We start from the raw sequence: 12,659 nt of genomic DNA, 5'->3' as shown, positions 1-12,659 counted from the left end.
CGCGCAACCTTCGCATCCGCAGACTCGCGTGCAGCCCATTTAGATCGCAGAATCGATTCGTTCTCACTCAGATTGCCGCCGTTCCTCAAGTTTTCCGCGCTCAAATCGAATCGCGGACCGGTGGGTTGAAAGCATCCGAATCGTTGTGAGTGTCGCATGAATTTGCGAGACTTTAGCGATCAAACGGAACACCAAGGAAACATTCCTATGACGTGCACAAACCGAAGAATGATCGCAATTTGGGGCCTGTTGCTGATCGTTGCTTGGAGCCCGCTGGAGCTATTCGCACAGCCAGCACAAACGGACACTCCGAACGCCACGCAGCGTCCCGCGAATCGGGAAGCAGTCAAGGCTTTGAAAGACCTCGAATACGTCCCCAACGGGCACGAACGGCAGCGTCTCGATTTGTACCTGCCCGCGAACCCCAAAGCGGACAAACTCCCGCTGATCGTTTTCATTCACGGCGGGGCCTGGAGAGCGGGAGACAAAGCTGGCGGTCGCGGACAAGTTCAAGCCGCAGTTGCTTCCGGTGAGTTTGTCGGCGCTTCGATCAATTATCGCCTCAGCGGACATGCAATCTGGCCGGAGCAAATCAAAGACTGTCAGGCTGCGATTCGATGGCTGCGAGGAAACGCTAAGAAGTACGGAATCGATCCGGAGCGCATCGGAGTCATCGGAAGTTCCGCCGGCGGACATCTTGTCGCCATGCTTGGCACTTCCGGAGATGATGCTAACTATCCCGACCCGATTGGCGAGCACACGTCTGAATCGAACCGCGTCTCCGCAGTCGTCGACCTGTACGGACCCACGAATTTTCTGACGATGAACGATTTCCCCGGAAGAATGGATCACGATGCTCCGAATTCTCCGGAATCGCTGCTAATCGGTGCCCCAATCCAAGAGAATCCAGACAAGGTCCGCGCAGCTTCTCCTCTGAAATACATCTCGAAAGACGATCCCCCATTTCTCATCATCCATGGAACTGACGATCCCCTCGTTCCGATGGATCAGTCAGTCCAACTTGATCGAGCATTCGATGAAATTGGTGTCGAGTCGACACTCGTCCGTGTGAACGGCGGGGGCCATGGCGGATTTCAGAATCCGCAGATTCGAACAATGATTCTGGACTTCTGGAAAGCCAAACTGAATGGTGGCGAATGGGATGTCAAAGATTCCGAAATCGAGAACCAGGTTCGAGAGAACTGATTGTTCGAGTAGATTCCCCTTCCATTGTCCACTAAATTTCACGGATTCAGTTGTCTCGGAGGCCCTCAACCGGACGCTCAGCAGTTAAATCGCAAGAGAATTCCAGCCTCCGAAGTGTGAACGACTTCGCGAACAACGAAGAATCACACGACGAACATTCCGCATGAAGATTGCGGTCCACCCCAAGAGACTTCCCCTGCCGAATCGAAATCACCCAGCCTTTTGAGAAGCGATTCCTGAACTTTGAGTCGTTTTTGGGAACCGTTTCCTTCAGGTTTATCAGTTTGGTTTTGCAAGTTCGATTGAGCGAACTGCATAAAATCCAACCCTAATATTCCAAGCCAACCGACAGACCAGAGCTCTATGCTCTCAAAGCAGCTGGCACATCGATCCACCGACGCCGATCGGTTTACTGAGAGGAAATTCCACTGTGAACGCTAAAATCGTCCTCCTTCCCGGAGATGGAATCGGACCTGAAGTGATTGCCGAAGCCAAGAAAGTGCTTGAAGCAGTCGGCACAAAGTTCGATCACGATTTTCAGTTTGAATCGCATCCAATCGGTGGGATCGCGATCGACGAAACAGGCGATCCCCTTCCCGAGCCAACACTTGCAGCATGTCGAACCGCAGCTGGAATCTTGCTCGGTGCTGTCGGTGGTCCAAAATGGGACGATCCGAACGCCAAAACGCGTCCAGAAGCTGGCCTCTTGAAGATTCGCAAGGAATTAGGTCTGTTTGCGAATCTGCGACCAATTACCACTCACGAGTTTCTTATCGACTCGTCTCCACTGCGACGGGAAATTGTCGAAGGCACAGACATTCTGTTTGTGCGTGAGCTGACCGGCGGCATCTATTTCGGTCCATCCGGACTGGAAAAACACGACGACGGGACCGAAACGGCTTCGAGCACGATGGTCTACAGCACTCACGAAGTCGAACGTGTTGTTCGTATCGCAGCTGAGGCAGCACGCAAACGATCCGGCCGCCTGACTTCGGTCGACAAAGCCAATGTGCTTGAAGCATCACGCTTGTGGCGAAAAGTGGCCGAACGCGTTGTTCGCGAAGAATTCCCTGATCTGGAATACGACGTCGTCCTCGTTGATGCGATGGCAATGCACTTGATCTCCCGACCGTCGACGTTTGATGTGGTTGTCACCGGAAACATGTTCGGCGACATCCTCACGGATGAAGGCTCCATGCTTCCTGGATCGATGGGACTCCTCCCGTCAGCGTCTCTCGGAAGCGATGGCCCTGGGCTCTACGAGCCAATTCATGGATCAGCCCCGGATATTGCGAACAAGGGAAATGCGAATCCTCTGGCAACAATCTTGGCAGCCGCCATGATGCTGCGGCACTCGCTGAATCTCGAAGCGGAAGCAACTGCCATCGAAGCTGCGGTTGATGCCGTCTTGCGATCGGGAGCACGTACCAAAGATCTCGCACGCGGCGGCGAATCTTCGCTGACCACGATCGAGATGGGTGATCGAGTTTGCAAAGAGCTGACCGCGTAATTGAGGTCAGCCTGACTCTCATTTCCAAACTTACGGCTCGCGAACTGCCGAGCCCTTTCCAAAAGTTTGACATCGCTGAAGGAGTTTGAACGATGCACAACCGACTGCTAACCCTGCTTGCAATTGGACTCATTTGCTGGATGACAGGGTGCGACAAAGCATCAGAAGACCCCACTCCTCCGAGTCCGGAAGTCCCGGAAGCAGGGAGTGCAATTACCGAAGAACCAGAAGAAAGCGGAGCCCCAACGCCAGCTCCAGCGGGACAGAGTGAAGAGACAGGCGAAGAGTCAGGAAGTTCTGAGTCAGAGCCCGAAGCAACGTCTGATTCAACACCCGTCACACTCGAAACGATGAGTTGGGACGACACGCTGAAACTAGTCGATCAGGAGCAGGGAAAAGTCGTCGTCATGGACCTCTGGTCCACTTCATGCCCGCCATGTCTTGAAGAACTTCCTAACCTCGTCAAACTTTCCAAAGAATTTCCCGATTCCGTAACCTGTATCTCGGTCTCATTGGATTATGCTGGATATGAAGATGAACCTGTTGAAAGCTATCGAGATTCGGCGATGACCTGGCTGGAGAAGTTCAACGCCGACATTCAGAATATTCTCTGCTCGACCGACTTCAATATCATCTTCGGCGAGAAGATTCCCCATGCCTCGCTGCCGGTCGTATTCGTCTACAATCAGCAGGGAAAACTCACCGGACAATTCCCTGACCCCAAAGATCCGTCAGAGTTTACCTATCAAGAAGACGTCATCCCCTTCGTCAAGAACCTGATTGATCAGTAAAGTTTCCAAAGACAGCCCGAGTACAAACAGCCGATCTGAACTTTAGCCCCCCTGTCAGCGCAGCGTTGCGTTCTTGTTGAATTGGGTTGGTCGAGATTAACCAGTGATCCGAATGAGGCCTGTGGTGGTATCAACGAATCTCGAGGATCGTGTTTCCTCGCCTCCCTCGAGCCAGAATGACCACGACAGGTTCCATCGCTTCCTGCTGACCAATCAACAGCCGATCATGGGTGACCACGACCAATCACACCTTCCACCTCAGCATCGATCGATGAACTGGCGATCGAAGATTGCCTGGTGGTACGACCCGCGCCAATGGGTGCGAGCGATCCTGCTTCTGCGTGACACTCCGCACTCGATCGCCCTCGGAACAGCCATCGGAATCTTCATCGGGCTGACACCGACGTTCGGAATCCAGATGATTCTCGTCATCGCATTGGCATTCCTCACACGCAAACTCTTCCGATTCAACCGCTTTGCAGCACTCGTGGCGGTCTATGTCTCCAATCCCTTCACAATGCTTCCAATTTTCTGGTTCAATTACCGGGTCGGGGCGCTCTTCATTCACTCTGAACTGACTTGGGAAGAATTTTCAAAAGTCTTCCAATACAACGGAATGCGTGAGTGGTGGCACTCCTTCCTGAATGCGTTCCACCTCATCGGATTGCCACTCATTGTGGGTTCTCTGATCGTCGCTTCTGTGTTTGCAATTCCCACCTATCCGTTGATGAAACGTCTCCTGGAGAACGTTCAAAAACGTCGCAAACTGCACGCAGCCCGCAAACTCGTTCCCAGTGTCGACGCCGAATGTTCGACAGCCCCTTCCGAGTCGCCCAAACTTCCGCTCTCTTAACGCATCGTTCATGATGGTTGAGAACGAATTCCAAAACAAACTCTTCAGGAGCTTCCGCCTGAGATGTTTGAATTGGTTGACGTTCCGTTTGCTCGTGAGAATCGATGCATTCCCAAAATGAAGATGCTCAGAGCAAGTTGCTCTTTCCGGTGCACTCGCTTGTGTTGTTTCATCATCAACAAGGCTGTGATTGCTCGCGTGAGAGAGTGCAAATCAAACTTGAACATGCTCTAGAAAGAGGGTTCCATGAAGCCGTCGCAAGTCTCGTGCGATGTCGTTTGCCTCGGGCTGATCGTGGCGGACCATGTTTGTGCTCCGATCCGCAAAATCCCCGCACCGGGAGGATTAATCACGACCCCGGAACTGCGGCTGACGATCGGTGGCTGCGCTGCGAACGCCAGCACGGACATGGCAAGACTTGGGCTCTCTGTCGAACTCGTCGGTTGTGTCGGAGAGGACCCGTTCGGCAATTTCGTGATTGAAGAACTTTGCTCGAGCGGTGTGAACTGTGACCACGTCAAACGCCTCGCCAGTCACGCGACCGCCGCAACGATGGTCATCAATGTTCAAGGAGAAGACCGACGCTTCATTCACGCAGTCGGGGCGAATACACAACTCACCGGAAACGAAGTCTCGACCGACCTGCTGACCGGTGCGAAGGCACTTGTCGTGGGAGGCTTCGGGCTAAACTCGAGTCTCTCTGGTGAGAACGTAAGAGACCTCTTTTCTCGAGCGCGACAGTCATCGGTCGTTACGGTGCTGGACGTCGTTCTCGACGACGTCGACATGTGCCGAACAATGCTCAAGGACGCTTTGCCCGAGACTGACTACTTCCTTCCTAACTCCGATGAAGCCCGCCTGCTGACCGGCACTCCCGACATTCAAGAGCAAGCCCGGATTCTGCTCTACTGGGGAGCACGTGCGGTCGTCATTACACAAGGGGCTGGCGGTGTCGTCTTGGCGGACCAGACTGGAGCCGTGACCGAAGTACCGGCGTTCTCAGTCAATCAGGTCGATGGAACCGGGGGCGGAGACGCATTCGTCTCCGGGTTCGTCTACGCACTTTTGAATGGACATCCCCCGCAGATGTGTCTGCGCTATGGGGCTGCCATGGGAGCCAGTTGTGTCCAGCATTCGGGAGCAACGACTGGTGTTTTCAATGCACAGCAACTTGAAGACTTTATCTCCTCGCAAAACGAGGGCGGTGCTTGAAGGCAAACATCTTGACACCCATCAACGTTTTCCACTATTGAGACTCGCCCCCACCTCGGAGAGTCTGACATGAGCCGATGGATCATGATTCTTCTTGGGCTGAGCATGGTCATTTGCGGGATGACCGACACCTCTCTCGGAGGCGATTTGCAGCAAATCGAAGACTCAGTCGAAGGGAATTCCTCAAAAAACCGAAAACGCGATTCCGGGAACCCTGACGACTGCGCACCCTCTTCATCGGAGTGCGAGTCCGATTCCTGGACGACCCAGATCATCGTCGACGTCTTTGGCCCTCCGCTTTTCTACGCTGTCACTTCGCCGTGGTGGGTGCCGGCAGCGATCATTGAGGAGGACGGCTTATGCGAAGCTTCCTATCAGAAGTATCCTTACGCAGCAGAGGATAGCGGCTTCCTGCTGATCAATACCGAATCCCCGACGGTGAAACCGTTTACGTTACAGCTTGGCTCTGAATACGCCACCGATTTTTCAGGCTTGGAGCGAATTGGAAACCGGATTCAGTGGGACACCTCATCGCGCTTTGGCGTCGACACTGAATGGAACTATTGGAACGAGACGACTCCTCACGGCAACGACACATTGTGGAACGGCGACTTCAACCTCACCTACCGCTTCGCTCAGTCGGAATCGGTCCAAATGTACTCGGGGATCGGCGTCAACTGGTTGAGCGGAAGCAGCAGCGACGCTGGTGTGAACTTCACTTACGGCATCGACCTGTTTCCCAGTAACCCTTTTGTGATCCGCGGCGTCATCGACGCAGGGACGATCGGCGATGCTGACCTGTACCACGCAAAAGCTTCGTTCGGCTGGATTTACAAACACCTCGAAGTCTCAACGGGCTATGACTTTCTGCATATCGGGGATTCCAATCTTCAGGGAATCACACTGGGACTGACTCTTTGGTTTTAATCCCAGTTTGGGTGTTTCAAGAACTGACGTGCTTACGTTTATGTCCATTTACGATGCGTGCTGCCGCTGTCCCATCAGGCCGCATGAATGCGTCTTTCTGTTCCGTAACGAATAACTCGAAAAACCCATCTTCAACTGAGAAAACTTGAAATAAGTTGGCTCAGCGAATCGTGTTGCGTAGATCTCGTTAAGATCTCAGAACCGCAAACTCTCAATTATTGACTTTCCCCCAAATTCGACGAAAACTTCGACGCCCCTCCCGGGTTTGACTTGTAGGGCCCGATATCGTGGAGACTCTCCAGAGCCTCTCTCCCCCCGACATTCCATCCGACCCCTCTGACGCGCGGTAAGAGGCAAGGAAAATCGTCCAGACTTCGACCTGAATGCGACCTTCACAATCGATTCTCCGAAACATGTTTCTCCTTGCGCTCATCCTCTTCAGCGCAATCGGAGGTCTTTATTGGGTGGAAAATTCGCAACCACTGGCAGCTTCAAAGTCAGTTGGTGAGCGTACCCCTTCGTTCAAACTCGAACTGTTCGAACAGTTCGAGCAGACCGTCGACTATGTGACACTCGCCCCTCGCGCGCGCGATAATTTGAGCATTGAGCAATCAATGCAGCTCAAGCTTGCTTATCAATTCTTCAATGACTTTCTCGCCACTTGGGAATCAGACCCTGCCCTCTCTTTTGAAGTGGCCCGCGCCCATCAGCAGATCGGCAAAATCTGTTTCGCATCTCGTGACTACATTCTTTCGCTTGAGGCTTACGACGCTGCCCTGGCAGCCGTTGCAAACGAGAGCCATGACGATTTCAGCTCCCGCTACTTCACGGCCATTACGCGAATCCTGAAAACAACCACATACGCGATGACCGGTCGCGATGCTGAAGCACTGGAAAGCACGCGACTTGCTATCCAAGAGCTTCGATCACTCCTGCAGGAATCGCCCGACGACTACACCTTCACAACCTCCCTTGCCGTCGCTCTTCGAAATCAGGCCATTCTTCTCGAATCCGTCGGCCAGCCGTCCGGAGAGATCGCTGCTGATAGCGTTGCAGTTGCCGAGTACGCTGCTGAAATCGCCCCTAATCCGTTTCAGGCGATTGATCTGATTTTCAATGCGATGGGCATTCAGGCAGAGCTTGCTGTCAGAAACAACGACATCACCCAAGCCACTGAAACCGCTCGACGTGCGATTGACCGACTCAATGATTTCATCGCGATTATCCCCGATGTGAATCGTGACGGAGAAAATCTCTATCCGCTACAGCAGTACGAACGAACCTTGCTCAATTTTAAGGAGCTTCTCTACACCCTGAGCAAAACGACTGAAAGCGATCGCCCAACAGTCGCTGTCGGACTCAACTCTCCTCTTCACTCATGGCGTGCCTATTTAATTGCCCCAAGACCGGCAATCACACTCTCCACGACGCGTTTTCAGTCAGGGCAACTGTTCCCCGATCATGACCACCAGGACTTGCTTCTCCTCGCCTGGCATGACTGGTGTGCGAAAGAACTTTTAGAAGTCATCTCCGCCGCTCAGAACCATATCCGAATCGCAGTTCTCGTCTCGGATATGGAGACACGAAGATTCCTCGCGGGTCGATTGAAAGGCGGCATCAAAAGCCGCCGGATTCAACTCGTAAACGTGGAAACCGACACTCCCTGGATTCAGGACTATGGCCCACAATCTTTCCAAAGCGTCTACGGAGAACCGACCTGGTGTGATCCCAGCTACTCCAACGCACTCACGCGCCCTCACTACCTGGACGATGAAACTCCGAAGACTCTTGCAAGCTTCTACAATCTTCGACGCATCGAAACACCGGTGCTGCTTGAAGGAGGAGCCGTCGTCGGCAACGGGTCTGGTATCCTGCTCGTCAGCCAACAGATCCTCGATCGCAACGAGGGACTCGGCATCACTCGTGATATGGTCTCGCGAACGCTTCAACGAGTCTACGGTGGAACACAGATTCAATACATCGAGACATTACATCGCGACCCAACCTCTCATGTCGACTGGTTCGCGACGTTCCCTTCCACGGATACAGTCATTTTGGGAAGCTATGGCTCGGACGATCCCGAAAATCGAGCACTCCTTGATCGACACTCAGCTTTGCTGCGAACGCTTCAAACTCCGAGCGGTTCATTAAAGGTCAAACGGATTCCCATGCCTCCGCACAAAGCCGACTTCTTCGGCGGAAGCTATACGAACGTTGTCTATCTCAACGGGCTCGTTCTCGTCCCTTCATGGAAAAACGCACCGCGTTCGATGGAAGCCAGCGTTCAGGCAATTTACAGGGAAGTTCTTCCGGGTTGGGAAGTTCACATGATCGACTCCACCGCACTTGGTCGTCGCGGGGGAGCACTGCGATGCATGACCAAAACTGTCCGCGTGCCGGAGCGCGTTATCGACTCGCTGTTTGAAGAGAGTTAATCTCTCAAGTCGATCGTCTTCGAAAATCTTCATGGCTTCGCTTCAGATTTGATGTGAGCATTCTTTGCAAACGCTTCACTGAAGTTCCTTGGGCAGAGCGACAGGTCTCGATCGAACAAACAGAAGCTCGTCTACAATTCGGCCTTCGCTGCGCACCCTTGACCGTGGCCTATGCGAGTTTTCTATGATCTTGGGATCTCATTTCTTCTTGAAGCCGCTTGGACCATTCCGATGATCATTGATGCGCATCAACACTTCTGGCAACGCTCACTCCCCTTCGACTACGACTGGCTGGACACCCCGCAGCACAAGCCGATTAGTGGCGATTACCTTCCCGAAGACCTTGAGAAGGAGATGGCGAAAGTTGGCGTCGATCAATCAGTCTTCGTCCAGACGCAGCACAACATCGCAGAGAATCGCTGGGCACTCGAATTCGCCAATCACTATGACTTCATCGCCGGAGTCGTGGGCTGGGTCGATCTCGCCAGCCCGGACTGCGAAGAACAACTCGCGGAATTTCAAGAACACCCGAAGTTCGTCGGAATTCGACACGTCACCCAAGACGAACCCGACGACGATTTTATTATTCGTGAACCAATCAAACGCGGCCTCGCGGTTCTTCAGAAACATCAAGTCCCCTTCGACCTGTTGTTCTACGTCAAGCACCTCAAGCACGCGAAAACTCTCGCTGAAGAGTTTCCCGACTTGCCGATGGTCATTGACCATCTCGCCAAACCACGCATCAAGGAACAGGTCCTGGACGACTGGGAAGCCAATTTCCGAGCTGCTGCGCAATACGAGAACGTCTACTGCAAACTCTCCGGCATGGTGACTGAAGCCGACTGGAACGAATGGAAGGTCGACGACCTGCGTCCATACGTCGATGTCGCACTGGAATGTTTCGGCCCAAAGAGATGCATGTTCGGATCAGACTGGCCGGTCTGTGAACTCGCTGCGACATACTCCGAAGTCTTTCATGCATTGAGAGAACAGACCTCGCAGCTCAGCGACTCCGAACAAGCTGACATTTTCGGAGAGACGGCGCGTCGCTTCTATAAACTTGGCTGAACGGTTTTCCGACGCTCCGTTTTGCAGCTGCTTCCCGAATTCGAACTCACAGCGTGACTGGGTCGACTTCTGTCGTCGTCCAGAAGCATGCGCCAAAAATGAATTCGAAAGTGCCGGCTGACCGATCAGTTTCGATTGTCTCATACGGCTGATACACTACGGAACCTCAATAAGCTTTCCCCCACGGACGTGGCCCTGTGAGTGTTGAATCCCGGTGGATTCGACCACGCACAGCAACACTCAATGCACGGACCGGTTTTTCCTCAACTCACTTTCGAGCCTTCACCATGAAACTCGTCGTTTGGGGACTCGTCGTCCTCCTGATCATCATACACCAGGACTTTTGGCTCTGGGATGACCCCACCTTGCTGGCCGGGTTCTTCCCGATCGGCCTGGCTTACCATTTCGGAATCTCGCTCGCTGCAGCATTCACGTGGTATCTCGCAACTCTGTTCTGCTGGCCTGTCGAACTTGAGAGTTCAGAAGACAACACTACTGCGACCGGAGAGGGGGCTGCAGAATGATTCAGCTCATCATTGTTTGCATTTACCTCGTTCTCCTGCTCTTGCTGGGTGCATTCGCCAGTCGAATGTTCCGAGGAACAAGTCAGGACTACATGCTCGCCAGCCACTCGATCGGTCCGTTCCTACTTCTTATGTCGATCTTCGGAACGACGATGACAGCTTTTGCTCTCGTCGGTTCGAGTGGAGAAGCTTACAAGGAAGGTATCGGCGTCTACGGTCAGCTCGCTTCCTCGAGCGGAATCATTCACTCGCTCTGCTTCTTCCTGATCGGCGTCAAGATTTACTCCTTCGGAAAGAAGTACGGATACACCACACAGATTCAGTTCTTCCGCGATCGTTTTGAGAGCGACCGAATTGGAATCCTTCTGTTCCCAATCCTTGTCGGCCTTGTCATCCCTTACCTTCTGATCGGCGTCATGTCGGCCGGAACAGTCGTCTCGAACATCACCGAAGGTGCATTCACGAACATCTTCGCCAGCTACGACTACGGAGTTCCTCCGTGGCTCGCTTCTGGTGTGATCTGCATTGTCGTGTTGCTTTACGTCTTCTTCGGCGGGATGCGAGGAACAGCCTGGGCCAACGCGTTTCAAACCCTCGTCTTCATGGCTTTGGGAGTTGTGACGTTCTACATGATCTCATCACGCTTGGGCGGTCTCGAAGCAGCCAGTCAGAAAGTTGCCGAGAAGCATCCGACCAAGCTCATGCGAGCAATCGCCGAGGCGGAAGCGGACGACTACGAAACTCAGCTTGTGGAATGGAAGAAGCGCGCGGCCTACAACTACGCCGTCGATCACGGAATTCTGAAACTGACTCCTGAACAACTCGCAGAAGCTCACGAGTCAATGCGTCCAGGACCTCCCTGGCAACGGCAGTTCCTCGAGCGGATCGCTGAGTCCAACTTCGCATACGCTCACGACCTGATGCCGGAGTTGACTCCCGATCAATTGAAGATTGCTGAGATCGAACAAAACGACCGAGTCGTCCCCGATCCACTGCCCGAGAACTTTCTCGAAAAGCCGATGCATGATTTCCCCGAGGACAACTGGGCACCGAAAGCGATGGAGTACTTCTCAAGCATGATCGGTCACCCGAAGGAAGAGGGGAAAATGACCATCAAGCAGGCTCTCGGACGCTATCGTGCAATGCGCTGGGCTCCCGAAGCTCCTCGCGGCATGGATCAACTCGCGTTTTTGACCTACCTGTTCATTCCGCTTTCAGTCGGAATGTTCCCTCACCTGTTCCAGCACTGGCTCACGGCCAAAAGCGCGAACAGCTTTAAACTGCCGGTTGTTGCTCACCCGATCTTCATTGCCATCGTTTGGGTACCTTGTGTGCTCGTCGGTGTGTGGGCGACTTCAGCCTCAATGCCAGACAATCCGAACGTGGCACTCGTTCCGTCTCACTTCAATCCGAACGGCGTGTTGGCTTACATGGTCGGCCAGTTGACTGGGGATGTCCTCTCCGGATTTTTGACAGCTGGAATTCTGGCAGCGATCATGTCATCGCTCGACAGCCAGTTCCTCTGTATCGGTACGATGTTCACAGAAGACATAGCGATCCACTACGGCGGTAAGAACCGGTTCTCTGACAAACAGATCGTCCTCATGGCTCGGTCCTTCATCGTCGCGATCGTGTTCATCACCTACCTGTTCAGCCTTCTCGAAGTACGTCGAGTCTTCACTCTCGGAGTTTGGACGTTCAGTGGATTCTCAAGCTTGTTCCCATTGATCTTCGCCAGCTTGTACTGGAAGCGAATGACGAAAATGGGGGCTTACGCCTGCATCCTCGCTGCCTTCGGAACATGGGTGTACCTGTTCAAAGAATCGGGATACGGAGAAATTCCGGACTTCACCTACTTCCGGATGCAACCCGTCGTGACCATGATCGTCGCGTCAACTGCTGCACTCGTTGGCGTTTCACTTGTGACTCGTCCACCGAGCGATGAGACATTGGCCAAGTTCTTCCCCAAAAAGAAGGAAGCCTGAGTCTCATTCTGGCAGCAGCCAACTTGCTCCCCATGAGTGACTTCGCTGACCTCAGCGAGTCGCTTTGAAGGACAACTCAATAACGCTGAAAGGCCCCGCGCGACCAGTGGCACGGGGCCTTTCTCATTCTCAAACTACGCATTCGAGT

10 protein-coding genes are annotated in these 12,659 nt (G+C 53.4%); all 10 read left to right on the top strand.

From position 1 onward, the window contains the following. The first annotated feature begins 207 nt into the window (after positions 1-207). The 10 genes from AB1L42_RS06375 to AB1L42_RS06330 all read left to right on the top strand — a co-directional run bounded on the left by AB1L42_RS06375 (position 208) and on the right by AB1L42_RS06330 (position 12,511). Positions 208-1,206, top strand: a complete 999-nt coding sequence (locus AB1L42_RS06375) for an alpha/beta hydrolase (RefSeq protein WP_367052565.1) — start codon at positions 208-210, stop codon at positions 1,204-1,206. 430 nt (positions 1,207-1,636) lie between these two features. After that, entirely contained in the window at positions 1,637-2,716 is a 1,080-nt protein-coding gene (leuB, locus tag AB1L42_RS06370) for a 3-isopropylmalate dehydrogenase (protein ID WP_367052563.1), read from the top strand. Between the two features lie 92 nt (positions 2,717-2,808). Then, a complete protein-coding gene (locus AB1L42_RS06365; RefSeq protein ID WP_367052561.1) occupies positions 2,809-3,507 on the top strand; it encodes a TlpA disulfide reductase family protein in 699 nt (232 codons plus the stop codon). 124 nt (positions 3,508-3,631) lie between these two features. After that, positions 3,632-4,360 carry a DUF2062 domain-containing protein gene (locus AB1L42_RS06360; protein ID WP_367052559.1) on the top strand — a complete coding sequence of 243 codons (729 nt, stop codon included), beginning with the start codon at positions 3,632-3,634 and terminating at the stop codon, positions 4,358-4,360. Between the two features lie 246 nt (positions 4,361-4,606). Then, complete coding sequence (locus tag AB1L42_RS06355; protein ID WP_367052557.1) at positions 4,607-5,572, top strand: carbohydrate kinase family protein; 966 nt, start codon at positions 4,607-4,609, stop codon at positions 5,570-5,572. A gap of 69 nt (positions 5,573-5,641) precedes the next feature. Then, positions 5,642-6,499, top strand: a complete 858-nt coding sequence (locus tag AB1L42_RS06350; protein WP_367052555.1) for a hypothetical protein — start codon at positions 5,642-5,644, stop codon at positions 6,497-6,499. A gap of 413 nt (positions 6,500-6,912) precedes the next feature. Next, the gene (locus AB1L42_RS06345; RefSeq protein ID WP_367052552.1) at positions 6,913-8,934 is read left to right on the top strand and encodes an agmatine deiminase family protein; all 2,022 of its coding nucleotides are present in this window, start codon (positions 6,913-6,915) and stop codon (positions 8,932-8,934) included. 231 nt (positions 8,935-9,165) lie between these two features. Next, positions 9,166-10,002, top strand: coding sequence for an amidohydrolase family protein (locus AB1L42_RS06340; RefSeq protein WP_367052550.1), 837 nt, complete (start codon positions 9,166-9,168; stop codon positions 10,000-10,002). Between the two features lie 197 nt (positions 10,003-10,199). Further along, positions 10,200-10,526, top strand: coding sequence for a DUF3311 domain-containing protein (locus AB1L42_RS06335; RefSeq protein WP_367052548.1), 327 nt, complete (start codon positions 10,200-10,202; stop codon positions 10,524-10,526). Then, positions 10,523-12,511: a sodium:solute symporter family protein gene (locus tag AB1L42_RS06330; protein ID WP_367052546.1), complete on the top strand. Its 1,989-nt coding sequence runs from the start codon at positions 10,523-10,525 to the stop codon at positions 12,509-12,511. The genes AB1L42_RS06335 and AB1L42_RS06330 overlap by 4 nt, the downstream gene beginning before the upstream one ends. Positions 12,512-12,659: the final 148 nt, after the last annotated feature.

It is taken from the genome of Thalassoglobus sp. JC818 (genome assembly GCF_040717535.1).
In the GTDB taxonomy this organism is placed as follows: domain Bacteria; phylum Planctomycetota; class Planctomycetia; order Planctomycetales; family Planctomycetaceae; genus Thalassoglobus.
The sequence above is the reverse complement of the archived record's forward strand: the minus strand, read 5'-3'. Positions and strand labels throughout refer to the sequence as shown.

Excerpts from the sequence above, each read along its gene's own strand:
- AB1L42_RS06375 (WP_367052565.1), top strand. The coding sequence starts at position 208 with ATGACGTGCACAAACCGAAGAATGATCGCAATTTGGGGCCTGTTGCTG.
- AB1L42_RS06365 (WP_367052561.1), top strand. The coding sequence starts at position 2,809 with ATGCACAACCGACTGCTAACCCTGCTTGCAATTGGACTCATTTGCTGG.
- AB1L42_RS06355 (WP_367052557.1), top strand. The coding sequence starts at position 4,607 with ATGAAGCCGTCGCAAGTCTCGTGCGATGTCGTTTGCCTCGGGCTGATC.
- AB1L42_RS06350 (WP_367052555.1), top strand. The coding sequence starts at position 5,642 with ATGAGCCGATGGATCATGATTCTTCTTGGGCTGAGCATGGTCATTTGC.
- AB1L42_RS06345 (WP_367052552.1), top strand. The coding sequence starts at position 6,913 with ATGTTTCTCCTTGCGCTCATCCTCTTCAGCGCAATCGGAGGTCTTTAT.
- AB1L42_RS06340 (WP_367052550.1), top strand. The coding sequence starts at position 9,166 with ATGATCATTGATGCGCATCAACACTTCTGGCAACGCTCACTCCCCTTC.
- AB1L42_RS06330 (WP_367052546.1), top strand. The coding sequence starts at position 10,523 with ATGATTCAGCTCATCATTGTTTGCATTTACCTCGTTCTCCTGCTCTTG.